Origin of the sequence: Actinomadura fibrosa, assembly GCF_900659615.1 — a bacterium.
Classification (GTDB): domain Bacteria; phylum Actinomycetota; class Actinomycetes; order Streptosporangiales; family Streptosporangiaceae; genus Spirillospora; species Spirillospora fibrosa.
This window is the reverse complement of record NZ_CAACUY010000139.1, coordinates 1-23,894: the sequence shown is the minus strand read 5'-3', so window position 1 is coordinate 23,894 and position 23,894 is coordinate 1. Positions and strand designations below refer to the sequence as shown.

Genomic DNA, 23,894 nt, shown 5'->3' with positions numbered 1-23,894 from the left:
CCCGACCGGCGCGGCCCCCGGCGGCGCGATGCCCGGCGGCACGGCGGGCACCGGCTCCGCGGGCGGCGGCCCGTCCGGCTCCACGGGGTCGGGCACCTCGGGTCCGTCGAGCTCGGCGGGCTCCACGGGTTCCGGCAGTTCCTCAGGTTCGTCCGCTTCCTCCGCTTCGTCTGGATCTGGCGGCGGATCGTCCAGCGGGTCTGGCTCCTCGTCCGGCGGATCGTCCTCCGGGGGCGGCGCGACTCCGTCCAGCGGCTCGGGCACCGGCTCGGGCTCGGGCTCGGGGGCAGGCAACCGCGGCAACACGTCCGGGACGGGCGGCACGACCAGCACGGCCGGCGACGACTCGAACCGGCGCGGCTCCGACGGCTCGGCCGCCGACCTTCCGGACGCCATCGCGCAGCCCGAGCCGAACGCCCAGAACGGCGGCGCCCCGGCCGGCTTCATCGCCCCCATGCCCATGCCGATGGGCGGCGCGACACCCTCCGTGGGCGCGACCCCGTCCGCGGGCGGCACCCCGTCACCGTCGAGCGGCTCGGCGTCGAGCAGCTCCGGCACATCCGGAGGCCGACCTTCGTCAGCGTCCCCAGGAACGCCTTCGGCGACGCCGTCGAGCAACACCCCGTCCAACGGGAACTCGACCCGCACACCGTCGTCGGAGGGCTCGTCCTCGACGCCCACGCCGGAATCCACGACGCCGGGCACGGAGGGCACGCCTTCGGACGGTGCCGACACCTCGTCCGAGGGCACGACCACGCCGTCGGACGCCGCGGAAAGCCCGTCCGAAGGCGCGGACAGCCCGTCCGAACCGACCCCGTCCGAGCCGGACGGCGGCACCACGGACGAACCGGGCCTCTTCGACCAGGAACCGTCCGAGACCCCGATCGAGAACGTGGACGACCAGGGCGTCGTCCGCCGCGAGGACGGCGACCCGTCCGACGCGGACGGCACCACCGACCACGACGGCACAGCCGACAACGGCGACGGCACCGACCATGACGGGCACGACAACGACGACGGGCCAGACGCCGACACTGACGCCGATGACGGCACGGCGGACGCGGACGACGGCACCGCGGACGACCCCGCGCAGGATCTCGCGGACGCCGAGCAAGAGACCCGCGACATCCTCAACCAGATACTCGGGGACGACGCGCCGACGGTCGACTTCACGTCCAGCCCGATCGACCCGGCGACCGTCCGCGAGTTCAACAACGCGATCCAGCAGCTCGCGGCCGACTACCCCGACACGATGCGGCAGCTCAACCACATCGGCTCGGAGGACGTCAGCTCGACGCTCGGCCCCGGCGAGGAGGACACCCTCGCCTACGCCACGCTCCACGGCGACGACCAGGGCATCTACATCAGCGACGAGCCCTTCGCCGACAACGCCGAGCGCGCCCTCGACGGCGCCGACGAGGAGGCCAGCGGCTTCACCGTCCCCGGCGGCGGCTCCGCCGAAGGCGTCTTCACCCACGAGTTCGGGCACCAGCTCGGCGAGCAGCTCCTCAACGACCCGCAGATGCTCGGCGACCTGAACCAGGCGGTCTCCGACGCGATCGGCGCCCCCTACGACGCCACGCAACCCCACGACCCCGACACCCGGCAGCGGATCGAGGACGCCCTCTCCCAGTACGGCGCCACCACCCCGCACGAGATGCTGGCCGAGGCGTTCGCCGAGTACCGCCTCTCCGACAACCCCCGCGACCTCGCCCGCGCCATCGGCCAGGTCATGGACCAGCACCTCCGTACGGGCCCGGACGCCGCGACCCCGAACACGACCCCGGACGGCACTCCGTCGTCCACCCCGGACCCCACGACCCCCACCCCCGACGGCTCCACTCCAGCCAACACGGGCAGCACCCCGGGCGACGGCACGAACAGCACCCCAGGCGACACGGGCTCAAACGGCGACGGCTCAAACAGCGCGGGCCCAGGCGACGCAGGCCCAGGCGACGCAGGTTCCGGCAACGGGGGCTCGGACGGTGCGGGCTCGGGCGACGGGGGCTCGGACGGCGGGAGCTCGGACGGCGGCGGCTCGCACGAGAACCGCACGGCGGAAGCCTCGCGGGACGGCGAGGGCGCGCCGTCCCGAAGCGAAGAGCAACCCCGTCCCGACCAGGGCGCACCGCGCAGCGACAACGGCCAGCCACGCACCGACGACGGCGGATCCGGCAGCCAGCCACGTCCGGGCGAGGAAGGGCCGGTCTTCCGCCGTTCGGGCGCGTCCGGCGACCAAAACGTCCCGCAGGACGGGACGCCGTCCGAGAACGGCGGCCCCGCCGAGACCGCGGCAACCCCAAGCACGCCCTCCAGCCCGTCCGACACCGGCGCCACCGCGCGTCCGGACGCCCGGAACCACTACGGCTGGTACTCCGAAGGCCAGCCGACCCCGACCCCGACCGCCGCCGACCCGGCCGCGTCCCCAGCAGGCCGGACGCCCAGCGAAGCCCAACCCCGCACCCCGGGCGAAGAGCGCCCCCGCACCACCGACGAAAGCCAGCCGCGCACGACGGACGAAGGCCAGCCGCGCACCCCGGGCGAGGAACAGCCCCGCACGACGGACGAGAGCCAACCCCGCACCCCGGGCGAAGAGCGCCCCCGCACCACCGACGAAGGCCAGCCGAGCACGACGGACGAAGCCCAGCCGCGCACCCCGGGCGAGGAACAGCCCCGCACGACGGACGAGGGACAGCCCCCCACCCCCGGCGAAGAGCAACCGCGCACGACGGACGACGGCCAGCCCCGCACCCCCGGCGAGGAACAGCCCCGCACGACGGACGAGAGCCAGCCACGCACCCCGGGCGAGGAGCAGCCGCGCACTCCGGGTGAGGATGAGGGACGACCCCGCACGTCCGACGACGGGCAGCCGCGCGACGAGAGCACGCGAACCCCGTCCGACGAGGGTGAGGGTCGGCCGCGCACGCCCGACGAGGGTGAGGGCCGACCGCGCACCCCCGACGAGGGCGAAGCGGGGCCGCGGGCGCGGGACGGGGAGCCGCACCGCGACGAAGGCGACCCCGGCGCGCGCGACCGGTCGGGTGACGACGAGTCGGCGATGCCGCGCTCGCGCGGGCCGGAGAATTTGCCGGACCACCTGCGCGATGTCTGGCACAACAGCGAGGAGACGCCTGCGGGGCGCTCCTACTTCCATCCCGACGACCTCCGTATGCGGGACGGCGCGCACCGGCTCAGCCCGCCGCCCAACGGATACGTCGTCTCCGGGTATGGCGATCCGAACGGCATGGTGGCGGGCGGCCGACACCTGACCCCCGGCGAGGTCGCGGACCTGGTCCGCAACGACCCCAACTGGAATGGCCGTCCGCTGTATCTCCTCTCCGACAACACCGGTCGGGGAGATTTCGGGCCCAGGCTCGCGCAGGAGCTCGGTGTCCCGGTGGTCACGCCGAATGGGCCCGTCCGGGTCGATGAGAACGGGCTCCCGCACTCATCCGGCTGGACAAGGCACGTCCCCGTGCCGACGCCCGTTCCCGTCGCACCGTCGGCGACGCCGCCCGGGCATGGCCCCGGAACCCCCTCGCCTGCGCACGGCGCGCCCGTCCCCGATCCGCGACCGGGTCACGTCGACCCCGACGGTGTCCGCCGCTTCGACAACGACGCCGACGGCGAGGCGTACGGCGAGAACCACCTGTCGCACGTCTACGCCAATCTGCCTCCGCATCTGCAGAACGCGATCCGGTGGTACACGCGCCAGTCGATGCAGAACAGCTATCTGCGTCCCGGCGCCGACCTGCCCGGCGCGATGCGGCATCTGGCGGACGAGCACAGCCGCCTGAACGCCCTGGCACAGCTCAACAACGGCCGCCCGGTAACGATCGGGGACGTCCAGCGCATGGCGTCGCGGCCGGATCTCAACCCGCAGCAGCGCGAAGCGGTGAACCAGATCCTGGGCTCGCCGGACCCGCTCCGCCGGCTGGGCAACATGGGCGAAGCGGCCGGCTACCGGCAATTCCTGCACAACTACTTCGGTGAGCCGCCGACCGTCGACGCCTTCAACCGCCGGATCGGCGAGCTGGACCAGGCCCTCGCACAGCCGCTCCCGGAGCCCGTCCAGACCATCCGCGGTCTGCACGACGTCAACTTCATGCGGACGTCGGACGGGTCCCCGCTCGGCAACCGGGATCCGCGGATGCTGATCGGCTCGACGCAGACCGAGCCGGGCTACATGTCCACCTCGCTCGGTACGAATCCGGCCGTCGTGGACGGGAACCCGTTCGAGTTCCGCATCCGGCTGAACCTCCCGCCGGGCGCGCACGGCGTCTGGATGGGCACCCAGAGCGAGTTCCCGAACCAGCGCGAGCTGATCCTGCCGCGCGGCGTCCAGTACCAGATCACGAACGTCACTCCGACGGGCTTCGACCGCTTCGGCCGTCCGACCTTCGACATCGAGGCGAACGTCATCCTGCCCGGCCACAACCCGGGCCCGGGCGGCACGCCAGGCATGCCCAACCCCGGCCCCGGAGGCGGTCCGACCCCTGGCACCGGCCCGAGCGGCCCCCCGCACCCCCCGGCATCCGGCCCAGGAGGCGGCCCGCACCCGACGCCGTCCGGCCCAGGCGGCCCGCACCCCCCGACGCCGGGCCCGGGCGGTGCCCCGCATCCGCCGACGTCTGGCCCAGGGGGCGGCCCGCATCTTCCGGCGTCCGGTCCAGGAGGCGGCCCGCACCCCCCGACGTCCGGCCCGGGCAGTGCCCCGCACCCGCCGACGTCGGGTCCAGGGGGCGGCCCGCATCCTCCGGCATCCGGTTCAGGGGGCGGCCCTCACCTCCCGGCATCCGGTTCCGCGTCGCACAGCACGGGTCACCCGGGCGCGGCGCCGCATCCCGGCTCGGGATCGCCGGGTGCAGGCAGCGCTTCCCATAACCCGCCTGCCGGTTCCCACTCCCCGGCCGCGCCCGCAGCCGCGCCCGGCCACCCCGGCGAGGGAACGCCACACGCCAGCACGACGTCCCCGGGTTCGGGCGGGACGCCGCACCGTCCGGCTCCGGGGCCGTACAGCCCGCCCGCCACTCCCCCCGGCGGCGGGCCCGTGCCCGGCAACCCCTACGCCAGCCCAGCAGGAACCGGCACGCCACCACACGCCACACCCAACGGCCCAAGCGGAGCACCACACCCGGGCGGGACGCACCTCGGCGGCGGTTCGACGCCGCACGACCCGGGAGCCACCCCCAATCGCCCAGGTGGGACACCTCACGCCAGTGCGACCCCACCCGGCTCCGGCGGCGCGCCGCACGGCCCCGGCAACCCGGGAGGAGCACCGCACCCCGGCGCGTCTCCTGTCGGTGGCTCCGCAGCCCATAACTCGGGAGCCGCTCCCGGCCGTCCGAGCGCAGCACCGCACACCGGACCGACCACGCCCAGCTCCGGCGGGACGCCGTATGGCCCCGGCAACCCGGGAGGAGCGCCGCACGCCGGGGCGACCGCGCCCGGCTCCGGCGGCGCGCCGCACGGCTCGCCTGGAGGGCATCACAATCCCGGCAGTGCGCCGCATCGGCCGGTTTCGGGGCCGTACAGTTCGCCTGCTACTCCTGCCGGGGGCGGGCCCGTGCCCGGCAATCCTTACGCCAGCCCGGCGGGAACCGGCACGTCGCCACACGCCACACCTAACGGCCCAGGCGGCGCGACACCGTCTGCTTTCGGCGGTGCGCCGCATGATCCGGGTCGTCCGGGCGGAGCACCGCACAGCGGCGGGACGTACCCCGGCGGCGGTTCGGCGCCGCACGTCCCTGGAGCCGCCCCCGGCCGTCCGGGTGCAGCGCCGCATCACCCCGGTGCGATGCCGCCCGGTTCTGAGGGTAGGGCGACGGCTGGTTCTCACAACCTGAGTGGTGCGCCGCATCTGCCGGGTTCCGGGCCTTACGGCACGCCTGCCACTCCCGCTGGTGGCGGGCCTGTGCCTGGCAATCCGTACGCCGGGCCGGGTGGTGCTGGGACGGTTCCGCACACGCCCGCCGGTCCGGGTGGGACGCCGCATCGTCCGGCGCCTGGGCCCTACAGCCCGCCTGCGACTCCAGCGGGAAGCGGACCTGTTCCTGGGAACCCGTATGCGAGTCCGGCCGGTGGTGGCAGGCCGCCGCACGCCACGCCGGGTGGTCCGGGGACGGCGCCGCATCGGCCGGTCGCCAACCCCCACAGCCCGCCGCCGCCCCCCTGGGGCAATGGGCCCGTTCCGAGTCACCCGAACGCGACTCCTGGCGGGACCGGAGGAACGCCTGGACGTCCTCCCGCAACCCCCTTCGGGCCGGGGACGACCCCCGGCGCACCTCCGCACCGTCCTCCGTCGGGAGCGGGCAACGTTCCGCATACTCCCGGTGTCCCACCGAACCGTCCCGCGTCGCCTGGGACGGCGCCGAACCGGCCTTCTGCGGGGCCCTACAACGCGCCGCCAGTGCGGCCTGGTGCCGGGCCCGTCCCGGGCAACCCGTATGCCACGCCCGCTCCAGGGGCGGCGCCGCATACGCCAGGCGCCAACACGCCCGGGACGAGCAGGCCACCCACCTCGGCGCCTACGCCTGGCACGGCGCCGTCTGCGAATGGGCCCGGAACGCACACCGCGAGTGCCGCGCCGCACACCCCAGGCGGTACGCCGCCGCACCATTTCGGGAACACTCCACACAACACGGGCACGCCGCCGCACGATGCCGGTGGGCCCGGTGGACGGGTGCCCGGCGCCGAGCACGGTCCGACGCCCGGTGAGTCGCGTCCGGATGATGGCGGTCCGTCGCATACCGACGACCACGTCCCGGCGGACCTGCCGCAGCATCTGCACGACCTCTACCGGCTCAGCGATCCGACGCCCGGCGGCATGTCGCTGTACGGGGCGGACGACGCCCCCATGCGCGACCTGGCCCGGCGCGTACCGGCCGACCCGAACCGGTTCATCGTGGACGCGCACGGCGGTCCGGACGGGATCGTCGTCAACGGGCGGCGGTTGAGCGTCGACGACGTGGCCGCGCTGATCCGCAACCATCCGGACTGGAACGGCCGCGAGGTCATGCTGCTGTCGTGCCGGACGGGCGAGGGCGACTTCGCCGCGCAGCTGGCGCAGCGGCTCGGCGTGCCCGTCACCGCCCCGCATGGGCTCGCGTGGTCCGACAACAACGGCAACGTCTACGCCTCGAACGGGCACCCGGGTCCGAACGGGCGCCTCCAGCCGACCATCCCGCCGGACGGCGGCTGGACCTCGCACCGTCCGGACGGCGCCACCACGCCGTCCGGCAGCCAGGGGTACGCGCCCGGACATCCGCGGCCCGACTCCGGGGGCACGGCGTCCCGCGCCGGCGAGGCTCCCGAACCGGGCGGCGCGGCGAGGCCGGACGACGCGGCCGCCGCGCGTTCGGCGCCCCGGCCGCCGCACCAGCAGGCGGACTGGACGCCGCCGCAGAACGCCGCGCCCGGCGTCCGGCACCTGCGGCCGGACCAGCACATCGCCGACCAGACGGGCCTCGACCCGAACACCCGGTACCGGGTCATGGAGCCGAGCCCGGACGGCGGCCCGCCTGTCGTGCGCAGCATCGCGTACACGGACTCGCACGGGAACGTCACCCACGTCACCAACCCGCACGCCGAGGGCGAACCGGGGCCGCTCGCCGACCCGAACCGGAACATCGACCTCAACCAGCCGCGCCCGGACGTCGTCCACCAGGTCGACATGGGGATCGGCGAGCCGCACGTCTTCCGCGGCGGCGACGACGGCCTCTCTCCGGCGGCGGCACCGTTCGACCCGCCCATGCACATCCCTGGGACGAACCCGCCGGAGCCTCTGCACCAGGTCCGCGTCGACGACTTCGACCTGAACCGGGACGGCCCGTTCAGCCTGCGGGACCCGGAGCAGCTCCAGCCGCACACGCGCTACGAGGTCCGCGACGGGGACCAGCTGCACGGCGTCTTCTACACCAACGACAAGGGCGAGATCGAATGGGTCCGCACCTGGCACGGTAGGGATGGCGTCTACAACCCCGAGCTCGGCACCCACCACACGCAGAACGCGTGGGACGCGGAACGGCAGCAGGCCGCACAGGACGGACGTCCACCGCGCGACCTGCGGGTGCCCCGCCCGAACACCCACTACATGGTGGAGCCGCGCGACCGGTTCCAGCAGACCGCGTCCGGTGACCTCGACCCGAACGACGCCGTCCGGAGCGGGGACCTACGGAGCAACGAAGACGTCCCCGCCGGTACGTTCCTCTACCACACGGACGAGAACGGCCAGACGGACGCGGCCACCGGCAAGCCCGAGTACGCGGGTCCGAAGCACGCCCGGTACACCGACGTCCAGACGGGTGTCGGCCACATCGGAGTGGGCGAGTACCCGGGCGGCCGCTTCGACGGCGGGCACATCTTCGGCCACCAGGCCCACGGGCCCGGCGAGCGCATCAACTACTTCCCGCAGTGGCGGACGGAGAACCAGGGCCACAACAACAACGGGACCACCCGTCCCGCGAGCTGGTACGGGCTGGAGGGCGAGCTCAAGAAGCTCCACGAGAACCCGTCCAACGGCATCACGCTGGGCCGGTTCGAGTTCTTCGCCGAACCCAATCTGCCGGGAGTAACCCCGCAGATCGTCCACGCCCGCTGGGTGCAGACGGACGCGGGTGCGCCTCCGGTCAGCACCGTGCACTACCGCAGCTTCCACAACCTGGAGACAAGCCAGCGGGGTACTCCGCCGACGGTTCCGGGCGGCCCGCCCTCGGGTGGCACCCCTCCAGCCGGAGGTCCTCCTCCCCCTGGCGGGACCCCGCCAGCAGGCAGCACGCCCCCGCCCGGAGGCACCCCGCCGTCAGGTGGGACGCCGACGCCGGGTGCGCCGACGCCGGGTGGGACGCCTCCGGCGGGCTCTGGGTCGCCCGCGGCGCAGCCCGATCCCGGCCAGGACCCGTCCACACACCGCCGCACCGCCGCCCCGTCCCAGCCGGGCACGCTCGGCTCCCTGCCGGACGCGGGCGACACCGGCGCCGCCCACCGCTCAGCCGAGGGCGAGGCCACGGGCACAGGCCCGGGCCCGGAGACGGGCACGTCGCAACGTCCGGCGGACGGCCCCGTCCAGCCGAGCGAGCCCAACCCCGGCGGGACGCCACCAAGCGCCACGCAGCCCAGCGCATCACACCCGGGCGCCACGCAGCCCGGCGCCACGCAGCCCGGCGGGTCGCACGTGCCTGGCTCGCCGTCCGAGCGACCCCCGTCCAGCGGAGAACACGCCCCCGGCCGGACGGAGGCGGCACCCGGCCATCCGGAGGCGACCCACGGGCGCACGGACAGCACACCGGAGCCGCACCGGCCCGGCGACCTCCACGAGGGAAGGGACGCCGAGCACACTCGGGACGCCGATGACGGCGATCCCGCCCACGACCCCACGCATGAGCACGACGACGCCACCACCGAGGTCCCCGAAGGGCTCCCGGCCCACCTGCACGACGTGTTCCGCGACAGCGAGTCCACACCCGCCGGCCGGTCGTTCTACGACCCCGACGACCACGGGATGCGGGACCTGGCGAGGCGGGTCCCGGCCGATCCCGAGCGGTTCGTCCTGGACGGGCACGGCACCCCGGACGGCATGCGGATCAACGGGCGGCACCTCGACGTGGACGACGTCGCCGACCTGGTCCGCAACGACCCGAACTGGAACGGCCGCGAGGTCATGCTGCTGTCGTGCCACACGGGCGACGGCGACTTCGCCGCGCGGCTGGCGCAGCGCCTCGGCGTGCCGGTGACGGCGCCGACGGGGCTGGCCTGGTCCGACTCGAACGGCAACGTGTACGCCTCGTCCGGGCAGCGGGGACCGGACGGCAGGGTCCGGCCCACCATCCCGCCGGACGGCGCCTGGAACACCCACCACCCCGACGGCGCCAGGACGCCCGCCGGGCAGGACGGGCACGCGCCCGGGCACCGCGCGTCCGACGGCGAACCGAGGCCGGACGACGCGGCGGACCGCGGCTTCTTCAAGAACCTGTTCGGCAACCACGAACCGCCACCGGACGTGCACGCGCCAGTGGAACGGCCCGATTTCCAGGATCCGAAGGCGTTCAATCCGCCGGACCGCTACGGGACCCCGCTGGAGCGCCCAGACGGGACCCGGATCCCGTTGTTCGACGGGGAGCCGACGCGCGAGCAGACCCGGCAAGGCAAGCTCGGCGACTGCGGAATCATCTCCACGCTCGGCGCGATCGCGGGGCACATGCCGGAAGCGATCAAGAACTGCGTCCGCGAGAATCCTGACGGCACGTTCGAGGTGCGCTTCCACGGCGCGGAGCTGTCGGGCAAGACCGGAGCGTACGTGCCGACAGGGCAGCAGATCGTCCTCACGATCACGCCGGATCTGCCCGTCCACGACAATGACCCGGGGCAGGCGTCCTTCGCCGACGTCCGCGAGACGGGTGTCGCGTGGACGGCGATCCTGGAGAAGGCGATCGCCGGTATCGACGAGACCTGGACTCCCGAGCGCGCGGGCAAGTGGGAGGAGCGGTGGCAGGTCGTCGGCAGCGGGGAGCCTCCGCATGGGTATGTCCGGCTGAACCAGGGAAGTCATCCCAGCGACCGTGCCGAACTGCTGACGCAGATCACGGGTCTGCCGGCCAAGTCGCACGAGCTTCCGGACAGGTACGACCACAATGGCGTGCATCCCGACAAGCAGCTCGTCGCGGAGTTCAGGAGGCTCCTCGACGAGAACAAGCCCATCCTCGTCGGCTCGCAGACCCGCCTCCTGAAGGAGCCGCCGCTCACGCACGACCTAGAGAGCGGACACGCTTACGAGGTGGTCAAGGTGGACGACGCCGGAAGGATCCATCTGCGCAATCCCTACGGCCACGCTGACCCTCTGCCGTTGAGTGCCAAGGAATTCCGGGCCAACATGCGGAGGCTGTACACGACACTGGAGTGAGCATGGCCCTGGAGAGCATCAGCCTCCAACCGAATCAGCAATGGAACAGCGACCTCGGCAGCCTCTCCGTCGTTCACGTCGTCGACCGGCAGCACCCGCGCGGGTTGAAAGTGCAGTTGCTCGTCGCCGCGGACGGCGAGGAGAACTACTACGACCTGCACGAAGGGGACACCTTCCCCGTTGCCGGGGCCCCCTGGAAGCTGGACCGGATCCTGACCCACGACGATGTCAGGTGGACGGTCCTCCTGGAGAAGGTCACCTAACCTGAGGGCGCGCGGGGTCGAACGAGATACTCCTCCGGACCGACATGCGGAAGCTGTACATCACACTGGAGTGACCATGGCGTGGGAAAGCCTCGCGCTCGAACCGAACCAGCAGCAGAACACTTCTCTCGGGAGCTTCTCCGTCATCCACGTCCATGACGGAGATGACCCACGGGGTCCGAAGGTGCGGCTATGCGTGGCCGGTGAGGAAGAGCACAGGTACAACCTCTACCCGGGCGACACCTTCCCGGTGGCCGAGGGCCAGTGGAAGCTGGACCGCGTCGTCTTTCACGATGACGTGAGATGGACGGTCTTCCTGTCAAAGGTCACCTGACGTGACGACCCGCTTGACCGAGATACTCCTCCGCCCCAACAGGCAGCGGAACAGCGGCATCGGCAGCTTCGCGGCGCTGCACGTGTACGCGCCGGGCGGGGACACGGTGCCGGAGGTCCGGCTCATGGTCGTCACCGACGAGGAGCGCGTTCACGTCCTCCACCCGGGCGAGACCTTCCCGGTCGGGGAGCAGACGTGGAAACTCGACCGCATCGACACCGTGCCCGGGTCGGGTGAGCCAGGCCGTGACTGGGAAGTCGTCCTCACAGCGATCGCCTAAGGAACGCCTCATGGCAGGGCACAGCATCCCCGTCACTGCTGAAGGCCGGTGGCGGCTGGAGCCGGTTCTGGAAGCATGGGGCGGGTGTACGACGGGCGGGAATCCGCTGGAAGTTGAGGAGATGCTGGATCAGGGGCAGGAAGACGCGCTGCTGAACGACGTCGCGACGCTCGTCGTTCATCTGCTGCCGGGCGGCTGGGAGCGGGCGTCCCTGACGTACCGGGCGGTGGGCGAGTCGTTCGAGTCGATCACGCTGGGCGGGGGGCTCGTGTCCCGGCGGGTGAGCGAGCACAATCCCGACACCGTCGCGCGGTTCGGCCCGGCCGAGGAGCTTCTGCCGGAGTCGGGCATCTATGACCTGCTGCGTCGGTTGCGGTCCGGGATGTACCAGGACGGGCGCGGGACGTGGATGCAAGTCCGGCTGGACGTCGAGTGTCCCGTCAGCGGCAAGCCGTTCTGGGGCGTGACCTTCGACTGGCCGGACGACGCGCAGCAGTGGGAGCAGTACGTCTCCTGGGAGGACCGGGTGCCGCCGCGGGCCTGCGCGGAGGAGCTGCGGCTGTTCCCTCGTCCGGACGCGTCTATCCCCACCTGGATGCGCGAACCCCTTGCCCTCCAGGCGGCCGCCGATGGGCTCGACGTCCGGGAGTTGCTGGAACGGCCGCAGGACGAGCGTGTCCTTGCCGGGCGCCTGCCGGATGGGCTTGACGGCCTGTTCCCCCAGGCCCGAGCCATCCTGGCGGACATGGTGCCCAGCGCCGCAAGCCGTTTCCTCGTCGGACGCCTGGACGAGGGTTGCTGGTCGGTCATCCACCACGACTCCGCCTGGCTCGCCGTCCACTTGGAGGACGAAAACTCCGTGCAGGCGGTTCCGTTCAGGGAGCCCAGGGCCGCGGTGTCGTGGGCGATGGGCGGGGTCATGGCGGACGCCGGGATGGAGGTCAACGCCGGCGTCCTGGAATGGGTCGGGATTCTCGCCCGCCAGACCGTGCCCCGCGCGAATCAGGACGCCTGGCTACTGAGCGCCGACGGGCGTGACCTGGCGTTCTGGCGACGGGCCGTCCCAAGGCCCACCGGAGACACGCCCACGCCCAGCGGGAGTGCGGCCGGGCGGGGTGCTTATGTGGCGCTGGACGGGCTGAACAACCGGCCGGGCGGCTACATCGTCTGTCGGCCGGGGCCGCCGCCTCGGCGGGGCGCCTTCATCAGCACCCACGAGGTCTTCGACCGGCTCGCGTCCCGTTCGCGGCTGCCGATCCCGGCACCGTCCGCCCAGGCCTCAGCGCAAAGCCCCGCGGACGAGGTTCCGCGTGCCGTGACCGAGGTCCTTCCCGCGGGGACCGAGCTCGACGCCTACGGGGGGCCTGACCGGGACTTCCTGTTCACCGTCGGCGCGCCCTTCTCGATCCGCGGCCAGTTCGGCACGGAGGACGGCCTCGGCTACCACGTGTACCGCCTTCAAGAGCCCCTGGAGGTCTCACCCGGCTATTTCGCCGACACGCCGATCTTCGGCCCCGGCGAAGCAGCCGACGAGACCGACAGGGACGGACGCGGTTTCTACCTGCACGCCACCATCGCCGACCTCCTTCGCTCGGGCGTCCTGGTCGAGATCAGCGAGCCCGGCGGGGAGCCCCTGTCCACCGGCGGCGGGCCTCCGGCTCCCGATGGCGAGCCCCCGGCTCCGGGTGACGGCGCCCCGGCTCCGGGTGACGGCTCCCCGGTTCCCGGTAACGGGACCACCGGATCCGCCGGGCAATAGACTCAGCGAGCTAGGAGGAACACACCCGATGACCCAGCCCTCTCCCGACGCATACGTCCCCCGCCAGGAGCCGCGGCCCTACGACCAGCGGCAGTACGAGCAGCTCGTCCAGCGGACGGGGCAGACGCTCGTGCAGATCACCCCGCCGGGCTGGCGGCGGATCGACCTGAAAATGCTGATGCTCGCCGGCGCGTCCGATCTGGCGCTGACCGTGATCATGCAGGACGGCTCGTCCCCGCAGGTGGACGCGCCCCGCGACCTGCTGGAGATCGCGGCCGAGCTGCGGTCGATCATGTACCGGCCGGACGAGGGCACGTGGTTCGGTATGCGGTACATGATGGATCCGCCGGGCGCGTACTGGGTCAGCTTCAACGACCGGTTCGACCCGCTATGGGACCCGCCGATCCCCGGCGAGCTGTTCGCGCAGGACCTCACCGTCTTCCCGCGCGCGGACGCGAGCGTCCCCGGCTGGCTCCGCGAGAAGCTGGCGCGGCCCGCCGGAACCCCGCTGAACGGCTGAGCGGCCCCTCGACCAACGGATGGAATGAGCAACGTGGTGAGCGAGAACCGGCCGCTCGATCCGGCCGAACAGAACCGGGTGCTGGAGGCGATCACCCTCCTGCTGACGCACACGCTCCCGCCGGGCTGGGAGCAGGCCGACGTGCAGTACGCCGCGGTCGGCTCCCACACCGAGACCCGCATGCAGGTCAAGTTCCTCTCGCAGCAGTTCCCGTCCCTCGTGGAGCCGCCCGCCGCGGTGGACGAGCTGTTCGCGGAGCTGCGCGCGGGGATGTACCGGCCCGGGACCGGCACCTGGTTCACCGCCGTCTTCCACCTGGACTTCCCGTTCTCCTACGGGATGAAGTACGACTACGAGGCCCTTCCGAGGCTCGGCACCCCGCCGCCCGCCGAGGCGCTCGACGAGGAACGCCGCCTGTTCCCGCGCGACGCGGAGCACACCCCGGAATGGCTCGCGCCCTCCGAGCAGCCCGCCGGAGCGGCCGCGGACGAGGGGCTGCGGCTCGCGAGGCCGTTCGACTCCGTCACGGCCGACGGCGCGCCGGTCGTGGAGCGGCCCGAGGTGCCCGCCGACCAGCGGGACGCGCTCGTCCAGTACCTCGAACGGTCGCCGATCGTGCTGGCGGCCCGGAGCTTCGACGAGGACGTGCTCGACCCGTCCCGCGCCCCGAAGGTCCCGCTGACGTTCCACACCGACGGCTCCTGGGTCTGGCCCGGGGCGGTCGGCTACTACCTGCGCGCCCACGGGGTCTCGCCGGAGCCGGCGCTCGTCGAGCACATCCGGGCCCGCGGTTTCCAGATTCCCGAGGTCGCCGAGGAAGCCCGCAACGAAGCAGTCGCCGTCGTCACCGGCTCGTCCCCCTCGTGAGGTCGCCATGAACAACCCGCTCCCACCGAACGGCTCCGACGTCCCGGACGACCCCGCCGCCGCCGACGTCCCCTACCCGGATGTCGCTCCTCGGCCCGGCTATGAGACGTCCACCCGGAAGCCTGTCGTCTACCTGCCGGTAACCCTGGACGGTGAGCTGATCGGCTACCTGTGGGCGGGGACGACGGACCGCGCGGCAGGCTTCGTACGCCGTCTCGAAGCGGCGTCCCAGTCGCTGGAGGCGTCCATCGTGTGGCATCAGCGCCTGGACGAGGCCCACGGCGAGGGACTGCCCGCCAGAGAGGCGATCAGGCGCTGGGTCGGCGAGCCCGAGCATCCGCGGGCGGGCGGGATCCCGGCGGGCACGCCCGAGCAGGACGCGGCCACGCTCGCCGAGCTGGACACGCTGGCGAACCCGCACCTGCCGCCGGAGCCCGGCCCTCTCATCCAGGACGGCGAGCTCCCGGACGGCACGCCCGTCGACCGCTCGAAGGGCTGGGGGCCGCTGACGCTCACGGTCCCGCCCACCTATGACACGGACGCGGTCGGGCCGGTCCGCTACCTGCCGGTAACGCGCAACGACGTCGTCCTCGGCTACCTGTGGGCGTCGGTCACCGGGAACGCGGCCGCCTACCTCGAACGTCCGGACACCGGGCTCGTCGGCGCCGACGCCGGCGGGGCGCTGATCCCGCGGTTGCGCGAGGCGTACGAGGCCGGGCTCTCCCCGCTGGAGGCGATCCGCCGCCTCAAGGGCGGCGAGGAGGGCGTCAGCGCGATGGCGGAGGAACGCGAGGTGCCCGCGCTGGACGACCTCCGCCGGCTCGCCTCCGAGTACACCCAGTCGCTGCGGCTGACGTTCCCGTCCGTCCGCCCGGACGGTGCGCCCGCCGACCCGCGTCCCCCGGTGCCCCCGGAGGAACGCGACGCCATCGTCCGGTACCTCGACGAGGCGCCGGTCGTCCACGACAACGGTGAGTCCGCGCCCGACGTCCTCGACCCGTCCAGCACCGCGACGGTCCCGGACCGGTACCACACGGACGGCACGTGGGTCTGGCCCGGCGACGTCCCGTACTACCTGCAAAACCACGACATGCCTCCGGAGCCCGCCTTCGTCGAGCACATCCGCGGCAACGGCTTCCAGGTGCCCGCCATCGGCGACGACGACCGCGCCGCGGCGCTCCGCACCCTCGAATGGAACGGGATCCTCGTGCCGCCGCCCGGATGGTGAGCGACCACATGACCGCCGACGTCCGTGAGCTGGTCGAACGGCTCGCGCCCGAGAGCCCCCTGCTGTTCGCCCGCGCCCGTCTCCTACTGCGCGACACCGCGCCCGGTGCCGTGGCGCGCTTCGCGGTCGGACGCCCCGTCCCGGGTTCCTGGACGGTCCTCCACGACGGCGGCTGGCAGACCGTCCACGGCGAGGACCCGCCCGTCCGGCACGACACGGCCCGCAGCGCCATCGCGCACGCCGTCGGCGGACTGCTCGCGGACGAGGGCCTGACCGTGAACAGCGAACTCCTCCGCACCGCGGGCCTCGTCCAGGAGGGCCCCTACAACGCCGAGACGAACTGGTCCGACTGGGGGCTCACCGAAACCGCCCAACGCATCTGGGACGCGACGGACAACGCCCCACGCCCCTCATCAGGCGAGTACATCGCCCTGGGATCGCTCCTCGGCCGCCGCTACCCGTCCTACTTCGTCGTCGCGTCCGGCCCGGCACCCGCACACGGACCGTTCGTCAGCACCCACGACATCTTCACGCGGGCCGCTCACAACGAACTGCCCGACGGCCCCTCCGAACCCCCCGAAACACTGCCCGAAGGCACGGTGCTCGACTCCTACGGCGACACCGACCAAGTGTTCCTGTACGAGGAGGGCACCCCCTTCCACAAGCGGGGCCTCCCCGGCGAACCCTGGCGATATCCACACCGCCGCTACGAACTCCGGAAGCCGCTGGACGCCTACCCGGCCTTCCCGTTCGAGCGCACGACCGTCCCGCTGGAGAAGGCGGGAGGCGAGGGCCGCGGCTACTACCTCGTCGACACGATCGCCGACCTACTCGCCTCCGGCCACCTGGCCGCCCTCCCGAACCGGGCCGCGTTCCGCGCCTTCAGCGCTTGAGCGCGTCAAAGAGCCCAGGCAGCAGCATGACGTTCTGATTCTGCTGCGGCACCCTGAGGATCGCCCTCTTCCCGCCCTTCTCGTGGATGAAGTAGTTCCCCTTCTCGAAGGTGACTCCCGCGACCGCGTCCCACGACCGCGAGACGCCGCCACCGGCGAAACCCTCCCGGTTCAGCCGCACATCCGCGACGTTCACCGTCTGCCCGGCCTGAATCGCCTCTAGGAATTGCCGTGCCAGCCGCGGCTCGACATACGCCTTCGACAGGTCGACGAGGAACTGCCAGTCCTCCGGCGGCTTGCCGGCCCGCAGCCCGGTCTCCTCGAACGCGATCGCCGGCGCCTTGTTCACCGGGAAGAAGCCGATCTCGAAATGGTAGTCCGTCGAGGTGTGCACGCTGATGTTGAGCGGCCCCCGCATGCGGCTCTGCACCACCGTGTACCCGACGAACTCCGCCCGCGCCAGCTCGATCGTCCGCCCGTCCCAGGTGATCGAGTGCTGGTCGGCCCGCAACTCGACCCCGTACCGCTGCTTATGCAGCACAGGCCCCTGCACAGACCCCTGCACCGACCCCGGCTGCGCAGCCCCCTGCGCCGAGACCGGCTGCGCAGCCCCCTGCCCCGACACCGGCTGCGCGGGCGCCTGCGGCGGAGCGGGCGCCTGAGGCGGCGCGGCATTGACATGCTCCGTCCACCTCGTCCCGTCCCACCAGCGAAGCCCGCCTCCCCCGTACGGATCCGGATACCACCCACCCTGAACCACCGCGCCCACTCCCTCCCGGAACTCCGCGAGACCGTCCCCGAAGCCACTCTCCGACCGGATCCACGAAGCCACCGCGTGCCACGGTAAGTGGCCGCTCCAAGAAGCAGCGATCTCCCAATACAACGTGCTTCACAGTATCGACAACGAGAAGTCAATCACCACTAAGATGCCGAACCGACCGCCCGCCCACCCCCCACCAGACGACCACCCGACGAACAGCACGCACTCCATCCGCCAGCGACATCGCAAGGAGTCACCTGGTGTTCGACACCAACGGCCCCGACCTGGACAAACTGCTTCGGGACGCGCAGGAGCGCGTGACCAGGACGGAAGTACTCCGCGAGGAGATGGCGAAGCTCACGGGACAGGCCGAGGCAGCCGACGGCCGCATCAGGGTCAGTAGCACCGCACGCGACTACGTCTCCGAACTCCACATCGACCCGCGGGCGATGCGTATGACCGCGGAGGAGCTCGCAACCACGATCAAGGAGACCATCGCCGCGGCGCGCGGCGACCTCGACCGGCAGATCCAGGAGATGACGGCCTTCCAGTTCAAGGACGCGCCGAACCCGCTCGACGCCATGCGGGACAAAGATCAACTGAAGCAGACTCTCGGCGAGGTGCAAGGGATGTTCGAGAAGGCCGGCCGGGACGCCCAAGCGATGATGGATCAGCTGCATCGCACGCTCGGAATCACCAAGCAGGCACCTCCACGCTGACTGGAAGCAGCCATGGGCACGAACAAGATCGACCACATCCTGAACTCACCGAATCCGACGCCGGCGCCGGCTCCCGCACCGGCACCCACGCCCGCTCCGACGTCCGGCGGCGGAAGACCGTCCCCAGCCCCGGCTCCCGCGCCGCCGTCCGGCACGACGCCTCCCAGCGCGGCCAAGACGAGCGGCGAGGTTCACTTCTCACCGGAGAGCCTGCGAAAGCTTGGTGACGCCCTGGAAAAGGAGGTCGGCGCGATCCTCAAGGAAGCGCGCTACAAGCTGAACGTCAAGCCGCGCGACGCCCAGCCGGACGCGTTCACGACCTTCGGATTCTTCTGCGCGATGGCCTATACCGAGCTGATCGAGTTCGCCGACCAGGACCTCATCTCCAAGAGCAAGGCCACCATGGACTTCAATGACCGCCTGCACGCGGCCGCGAAGAATCAGGACGAGGCCGAGCGCAAGTCGACGATCAAAGGAGGCGGGTCATGACCGATGTGCTCGGAGCCGCCAAGGGACTGGCCGAAGCCTCGATGTACGAGTGCATCTGGGTCTCCATCGTGATTCCTGCCGCCATCCCCATTAATCAAATCGTGTACCAGGCCCAGGGCGACCCGAAGAAGATCTGGGACGCCGCCGACGGCTGGAAGGAGACCATCGACCAACTGGAGAAGGCGCAGCGCGAGGTCGAGAGGCTGACCCGGAGCGTCCAGGAGAGCGTCTGGGAGGGGGACGATCGGACCGCCTATGAGAAGCACATGCGTGAATACGTGCAGCAACTCGACGGCGCGCTCGCGATGGCATGGGCGGTGGCGATCGCGTTGTGGGTGCTCGCCGTGATGATCGCGGTGTTCATCTATCTGATGTTCCTCGTCGTCAGCCTGCTCGCGGTGTTCGCCACGGCCATCGTCATCGTGGCGGGCACCATCGTCGGCGCGCCCGCGGCTCTTGAACTCGAGGCGGAGGCCAACCAGTTCGCGACCATGGCCTTCCAGGTGCTGAGCATCGGGTCGAAAGCCTTGACCGTCACCTTCGGGAGTACGGCTCTCATCTTCGGCGGCTTCCTTGTGGGCAACCTCGTGCAGCAGGGCGTCCATGGCAACGACCGTTGGTGGGGGGACATGAAACAGGCGACCCTCAATGGTCTCGACGACATGATGAAGGGCACGCTCTCGTACCTTGAGCAGAGGTTCACCGGCCGGGCGATGGGCAGTGTGCCCGCAGGGAACTGGACCGGCATACCGCAAGCGAGCCGCATGGCTCCGCTGAGCGGCATCGAACAGGGCGCGCTGGGTCTGGGAGCGGTCGACACCAGGAGTGGTGGACCCGTGCTGGCGCAAGGGGGCGAGAGCTTGGCCGGACTCATCGGTCTCCAAGGTGACGATTACGGAAGCGGCGAGCCCGGTGGGCCTGACCCCGGTCGCAAGTATGTAGAGAAGACGCAGCCCCAGCGGGATGACTGAGACGACTGTGAGGTCACCGTGCTTGGTAACCTTGCCGCCCCCGTCCGCGAGGCGGTGTCGAACAGCCAGGACGGCATGCGGATCTCAGCTGGCAGGTCAGTCCTCCTCGTCATCTTCCTGCTCGGTCTCGCCGGAGTGGTCGTCCTGGGGGTCATGGCCTATACGGGCCGCTGGCACTCCTGGCATGACAGCACCTTCTTCAGATGGGCGTATTCGCCGCTCAGCGCCGCATGGTTCTGCGCCGGGGTGTTGTGGATCGCTCTCGCGTACGCCATTGACTGGCTCATGCCCGGAGCTCCGGCGATCGTGTACGCGTGGCCGATCCCGCTTGCGCTCACCAGCGCAGTCATCTCGGTGCTCTATTTCCATCCGCCTCGATGGATGCTGCCGAAGTGGGTCAGATGGAAGGAGGGTGACGCCTCGGTGCCCGTCCGGCCCGCCAGCATCGATGCGCACGCGAACTCGCGAGTCGACGCCGTCATGCGCGTGATAACCCTTGAGTTCCTTCAGCAGTGACGAGTCTGCGTAAGCGCGCGGAGTGTTAGCCTCGCGGCTGGCGCGTGTGTGCGGTCGCGGGAGTTGGGGGCTTGGTTTTGTCCGAGGGGTCGCGTCCGGAGTTCGTGGCGCCCGATCAGGGGTTGGACGGGTCGGATCGGACGGGCGGCGTCGAAGAGGCTTCCCCAGTCGCTCAGGAGACGGTCGAGGCGGCTCCTGAGGAGCCTCTAGAAGGGCCGAAGGGCTCGGGGCGGCGTTGGTGGGTTTGGGGCGGTTTCGTGGCTGCTGTGGTGCTGCTCGGTGGCGCGGCTGTCTGGGCCGGGGTCGGGGGTGAAGACCACAAGTCGGAGGCGCGGTTCACCTCGTCGCCGGACGTGTGCTCCTCGGTGCCCGGGGCGACGCTCGAACGGTACGTGCCGAATGCCGAAGGGCCTAGTGCTGTGCCTGCCACCGTCTCGGCGCAGGAGCGGTATGCGGCGTGCGCGTGGGAGGAGCCGGTGGCGGGCAAGGGCGGGACGACGCTCACATCCCATCGGCTGAACGTCGCGGTCCGGCTGCACCTCGACGACACCGGGCGGGCACAGGCGGAGTACGACGACGCCTGGCGGGGGGCCGGTGCCATGGCGGGGACAGCGAAGGCTCAGGCGGGCTCGATCGACTCCGAGGCGCCGAGTGTGGTGGGCGGCGTCGGCGACCGGATGTTCACCCAGCATCGGACGCTCGACAGCGCGCTCGGACGGTCCGGGACCGTCGCGGCGACCGTTCTCCTTCGCAACGCCGTCATCACGGTCGAGTACCGCGGCGCGACGTTCCCGCTGGAGCGGGATGGCACCGCGAAGCTGAAGGACTCCAGGCCCATGGACGAGGCCACCGCGCGGGCCGGCGCGGAGGCGGTGGCGCGTGATCTCGTTGGCGCGCTCAACGCCTGCGGGAAGTGCCTCAGTCGCTAGGCGTCGTGCCCGGTCGGGTAGCCCCACGCCTCGCAGACGTTCTTGAGTTCCGGCGGGACGGGGCGCGGCGGCGAGTAGTCAGGCAGGATCTCGCCGGTATGGATCTTCCCGACCCAGTCGCCGAGGCCCGGCTTGAACGTGTCGGTGCCTGCCCGGCCATAGTCGAGCATGTCCTCCTCGAAGGCGACGCCCAGGAAGTCGCAGAGTTCCTTGATGGTGGCCTCGGGGCGCCGGGTCAGATCCTCGTAGCGGACCGTCGGCCCTGAGAGTTCGTTGCGGGCTTCCTCTACAGCCTCGCAGTACCGGACGATGTCCGCGACGCGCCTCTCCTCGGAGTAGATCGGCCGTGCGCTGCGCCAGGAACGCAGGATCGCGCTGGGGTGGCGGATGAGGAAGATGAATCTGGCGTCCGGCCAGCACTCCGCGATCTGGTCGCGGATGAAGACGTCGTTAGGCGACTTGTTGACGAGGTGCTTCTTGCCGCTGCGCGCCAGCGCGTCCGAGAGGAGGGCGTCCCAGAGCAGGAAGCGGAGCTCGCGCTCGGTGTGCCCGAACAGCTCCATGGACCTGCCGACCTGCCTGGACTCGAAGCCGACCGTGATGTCGCCCAGGTGGGTCTCGTGCGGGGCGTACAGCTCCGAGTGCCCGCCGAGGATCGCGCGCAGCAGGGTGGAACCGGTCCGCACCGACGACAGGACGAACGTCGGTGCGGTCAGGTGCCGGTGCATCGGCCGTCAGCGGCCGGGCGGCGGGTTCGGCCCGCCCCCGAACGGAGGTCCGGCGGGCGGCTGGCCGTACGGCTGCCCCTGCGGGCCGGTCTGGTACGGGGACTGCTGCGGCGCCCCGAAGTTCTGCGGCATCGAGGACGCGGGCGGCGGCGCGGACGAGGAGGAGCGGCGCCGGAGCAGCAGGAAGATCCCGCCGCCGACGAGGATGACGACGACCACGATGCCGCCGATCAGCAGGAGGCCGCCGGAGCCCGAGTCGTCCTTGCTCGCGGACGGGGCGGTGGACGAGCCGCCGCCGGTCTTCGTCGTGCCCGCGACCTTGTCGAGCCGCTCGTACACGGGGTTCGGCGCGTTGGCGGGAACGCTCTGCTTCAGCGCGCGCGGGATGCTGATGACGCCGTAGCCGAGCTGGTCGTCCTTGCCGGGGGCGCCGAAGTCCTTGGCGGTGTTGGTGAGGCGCTGCACGACCTGCCGCGCGGTCATCTTCGGGTCGTGGCTCCGCAGCAGCGCGGCGGCGCCGGCCGTCAGCGCGGACGCCTGGCTGGTGCCCGCCCCGGAGTCGTAGGCGTGCCCGGCCTTGTTGATCCAGCCGACGTCCGCGCCGGGGGCGCCGACCGTGACGTAGCTCTGGCGCTGCGTCGAGGCCCAGGGCTTGCCGTCGCGCGCCAGGGCGCCGACGGCGAGCACGCCCGGGCAGGAGCCGGGGTAGTTCGGCTTGTTGTCCACGTTGCCGTCGTTGCCGGCGGACGCGACGAGCACGACGTCCTTCTCGGCCGCGTACTTAATGGCTTCGAGCAGTTCGGGCGGGCACTGGTTCGGGTAGGCGTCGGCGCCGCCGCTGCCCTGGGACAGGTTGACGACCTTGGCGCCGTGGTCGACCGCGAAACGGATGGCCTTGCCGGTGTAGGGCCCGTTGACGGACGGCGAGGTGATCGGCAGGATCTTCGCCTCGGGCGCGATGCCCACGAAGCCGGTCCGGGTGCCCTGCGAGGCGATCAGGCTCGCCATGCCGGTGCCGTGGCCGTTGTCGTGGGTGTCGAAGTCCTCCCGGCCGTCACCGCCCTTACCGGTGACGTCGCCGCCGGGGACGACGGCGGGCTTCAGGTCGGGCAGCTGGGCGTTGACACCGGTGTCGACGATGGCGACCGTGACGCCCTTGCCCTTGGTGACGGGCCACACTTCCTTCTGGATGCTCCAGGAGGCGAACCACCACTGGTTCGGGCCCGGGCCGGGGACGGCGGCGTCCGCGGGAACCACCGGGGCCAAGGCCAGGCCGACCGCCGCTGTCGCCGCCGCCGCTCGGAGCAGCCGTCGCATCTCGCACACTCTCCCTCGTCCAGGACACCCGACGTGTCCATTACACCGGTGCGGGCGGGCGGGGGCGCGAACCCCCGCCCGCCCACGGGCACAGCGTCTACGGGACGGTCAGCCGATCACCGGGGGCGCGGTGTCGTCGTCGGCGCCCCAGACGTCCTCGTCCTCGGTCAGCCAGGTCGTGCGCTCGCGCTCCTGCTCGCCGTCGCCGCCGTGGGCGCCGTGGCCCATCGGCATGCCGCCCATGGCACCACGTCCGGCGCCCGCGCCCATGGCGCCGCGCCCGGCAGCGCCCATGGCGCCGGGTCCGGTGCCGAGGCCGCCGGCCGCGCCGAGGCCGCCCGGGCCGGAGCCGAGCCCGCCGCGCGGAGCGCGCTCGCGAGGCCCGTGCTCTGCGTGACCGGGACGAAGTCGCCGCTGGCGTGCA

18 protein-coding genes and 1 pseudogene are annotated in these 23,894 nt (G+C 71.9%); 14 read left to right on the top strand and 5 right to left on the bottom strand.

Features of this window, described 5'->3' with window-relative positions:
* Positions 1 to 840, bottom strand: a pseudogene (locus E1300_RS32750) (hypothetical protein); the annotation flags it as partial.
* Positions 841 to 892: 52 nt separating this feature from the next.
* On the opposite strand from E1300_RS32750, the gene E1300_RS53575 reads away from it, so the two are divergent.
* The 9 genes from E1300_RS53575 (at position 893) to E1300_RS32705 (ending at position 17,041) form a co-directional block, all read left to right on the top strand.
* Positions 893 to 10,897 (top strand): DUF8616 domain-containing protein, encoded by a 10,005-nt coding sequence (locus E1300_RS53575; protein WP_131760980.1) that lies wholly within the window; start codon positions 893 to 895, stop codon positions 10,895 to 10,897.
* Between the two features lie 2 nt (positions 10,898 to 10,899).
* The gene (locus E1300_RS32740; RefSeq protein ID WP_131760979.1) at positions 10,900 to 11,160 is read left to right on the top strand and encodes a DUF6406 domain-containing protein; all 261 of its coding nucleotides are present in this window, start codon (positions 10,900 to 10,902) and stop codon (positions 11,158 to 11,160) included.
* A gap of 76 nt (positions 11,161 to 11,236) precedes the next feature.
* Positions 11,237 to 11,494, top strand: coding sequence for a DUF6406 domain-containing protein (locus E1300_RS32735; RefSeq protein WP_131760978.1), 258 nt, complete (start codon positions 11,237 to 11,239; stop codon positions 11,492 to 11,494).
* 1 nt (position 11,495) lies between these two features.
* Positions 11,496 to 11,774, top strand: coding sequence for a DUF6406 domain-containing protein (locus E1300_RS32730; protein WP_131760977.1), 279 nt, complete (start codon positions 11,496 to 11,498; stop codon positions 11,772 to 11,774).
* Between the two features lie 121 nt (positions 11,775 to 11,895).
* Complete coding sequence (locus tag E1300_RS32725; protein ID WP_165503098.1) at positions 11,896 to 13,533, top strand: glycohydrolase toxin TNT-related protein; 1,638 nt, start codon at positions 11,896 to 11,898, stop codon at positions 13,531 to 13,533.
* 28 nt (positions 13,534 to 13,561) lie between these two features.
* Positions 13,562 to 14,053: a hypothetical protein gene (locus tag E1300_RS32720; protein ID WP_131760975.1), complete on the top strand. Its 492-nt coding sequence runs from the start codon at positions 13,562 to 13,564 to the stop codon at positions 14,051 to 14,053.
* A 36-nt stretch (positions 14,054 to 14,089) separates the two neighbouring features.
* Positions 14,090 to 14,920 carry a hypothetical protein gene (locus E1300_RS32715; protein WP_131760974.1) on the top strand — a complete coding sequence of 277 codons (831 nt, stop codon included), beginning with the start codon at positions 14,090 to 14,092 and terminating at the stop codon, positions 14,918 to 14,920.
* Positions 14,921 to 14,927: 7 nt separating this feature from the next.
* Positions 14,928 to 16,148 carry a hypothetical protein gene (locus E1300_RS32710; protein ID WP_131760973.1) on the top strand — a complete coding sequence of 407 codons (1,221 nt, stop codon included), beginning with the start codon at positions 14,928 to 14,930 and terminating at the stop codon, positions 16,146 to 16,148.
* A gap of 8 nt (positions 16,149 to 16,156) precedes the next feature.
* Complete coding sequence (locus E1300_RS32705) at positions 16,157 to 17,041, top strand: glycohydrolase toxin TNT-related protein (protein ID WP_165503097.1); 885 nt, start codon at positions 16,157 to 16,159, stop codon at positions 17,039 to 17,041.
* Here E1300_RS32705 and E1300_RS32700 read toward each other — a convergent pair.
* Positions 17,031 to 17,873, bottom strand: coding sequence for a DUF2510 domain-containing protein (locus E1300_RS32700; RefSeq protein WP_242619532.1), 843 nt, complete (start codon positions 17,871 to 17,873; stop codon positions 17,031 to 17,033). The two genes, E1300_RS32705 and E1300_RS32700, sit on opposite strands and share 11 nt — an antisense overlap.
* 188 nt (positions 17,874 to 18,061) lie before the next feature.
* On the opposite strand from E1300_RS32700, the gene E1300_RS32695 reads away from it, so the two are divergent.
* The 5 genes from E1300_RS32695 to E1300_RS32675 all read left to right on the top strand — a co-directional run bounded on the left by E1300_RS32695 (position 18,062) and on the right by E1300_RS32675 (position 21,425).
* Positions 18,062 to 18,520: a YbaB/EbfC family nucleoid-associated protein gene (locus tag E1300_RS32695; RefSeq protein ID WP_131760971.1), complete on the top strand. Its 459-nt coding sequence runs from the start codon at positions 18,062 to 18,064 to the stop codon at positions 18,518 to 18,520.
* 12 nt (positions 18,521 to 18,532) lie between these two features.
* On the top strand, positions 18,533 to 19,009 hold the full coding sequence (locus E1300_RS50470; RefSeq protein WP_165503096.1) for a hypothetical protein: 477 nt from the start codon (positions 18,533 to 18,535) through the stop codon (positions 19,007 to 19,009).
* Positions 19,006 to 19,980, top strand: coding sequence for a hypothetical protein (locus tag E1300_RS32685; RefSeq protein WP_131760969.1), 975 nt, complete (start codon positions 19,006 to 19,008; stop codon positions 19,978 to 19,980). Before E1300_RS50470 ends, E1300_RS32685 begins: the two co-directional genes overlap by 4 nt.
* A gap of 18 nt (positions 19,981 to 19,998) precedes the next feature.
* Entirely contained in the window at positions 19,999 to 20,496 is a 498-nt protein-coding gene (locus tag E1300_RS32680) for a hypothetical protein (protein ID WP_131760968.1), read from the top strand.
* 257 nt (positions 20,497 to 20,753) lie between these two features.
* Positions 20,754 to 21,425 (top strand): hypothetical protein, encoded by a 672-nt coding sequence (locus E1300_RS32675; protein WP_131760967.1) that lies wholly within the window; start codon positions 20,754 to 20,756, stop codon positions 21,423 to 21,425.
* Here the strand turns inward: E1300_RS32675 and E1300_RS32670 are convergent.
* The 3 genes from E1300_RS32670 to E1300_RS51815 form a co-directional block, all read right to left on the bottom strand.
* Positions 21,422 to 22,153 (bottom strand): sulfotransferase family protein, encoded by a 732-nt coding sequence (locus E1300_RS32670; protein ID WP_131760966.1) that lies wholly within the window; start codon positions 22,151 to 22,153, stop codon positions 21,422 to 21,424. The two genes, E1300_RS32675 and E1300_RS32670, sit on opposite strands and share 4 nt — an antisense overlap.
* Before the next feature lie 6 nt (positions 22,154 to 22,159).
* Positions 22,160 to 23,470 (bottom strand): S8 family serine peptidase, encoded by a 1,311-nt coding sequence (locus E1300_RS32665; protein ID WP_131760965.1) that lies wholly within the window; start codon positions 23,468 to 23,470, stop codon positions 22,160 to 22,162.
* Positions 23,471 to 23,578: 108 nt separating this feature from the next.
* Positions 23,579 to 23,894, bottom strand: a 316-nt coding sequence (locus E1300_RS51815; protein WP_242619531.1) for a hypothetical protein, incomplete at its 5' end; no start/stop codon positions are given.